We start from the raw sequence: 658 nt of genomic DNA on the forward strand, positions 1-658 counted from the left end.
AAATACTGATACCGTCTTCTCCTGGTAGCATCAAATCCAATACTACTAAAGAAAACAATTCACGCTGCATTAGTTTGTCCATTTGACTGGCATCGTGAGCCGTCCGTACTACAAAGCCATCATCTTCTAGAAAACGCTGTAATAAAGAACGTAGGCGTGCATCGTCATCGACGACTAAAATACGTTGGGTCATGCTATCGGTGCTTTTATTATCAGTCATGCAGATATCCTTTAATGAATATTGTTGTTACCAAAAACTGTTGTTACCAAAGATTGTCATTGCCAAGAGCTACTATTGTCAAAAATTATGATTGTTATTGATAATCGACACATTAGATACTAGTACCATCTTGAGGGTAGTGGTTGTTATGAGTTCATATCAATCTATTTAACAGTCAATTTATGTGGTATCCATCCCACTAAATACTTATAACACAAAATCAAAAATGCTACGGTCAAAAATTCTAAAAAAGTAATAGTAACAAAAACCGTTTTTAGAGCAAATCTGACCATTCATACCTTTATTGAAGGGTTTGAGGAAGATTGATATTTTTAATCTTATAGCTTTAGTGTATAAGATTGGACAGGCAATTGCATCATCCATAGACATAAATGCTGTATGCGTTTGTTTAACGTAGCGATTAACGCTAGTTTATAT

1 protein-coding gene is annotated in these 658 nt (G+C 34.5%); it reads right to left on the minus strand.

Annotation, left to right across the window (positions count from 1 at the left end; translation table 11 throughout):
- The coding region (locus ACS8FD_RS21400) for a response regulator (RefSeq protein ID WP_439277354.1) at nucleotides 1–220 on the minus strand (220 nt) is incomplete at its 3' end.
- Between the last annotated feature and the right edge of the window lie 438 nt (nucleotides 221–658).

The sequence above is a fragment of the Psychrobacter sp. 1U2 genome, from assembly GCF_051847575.1.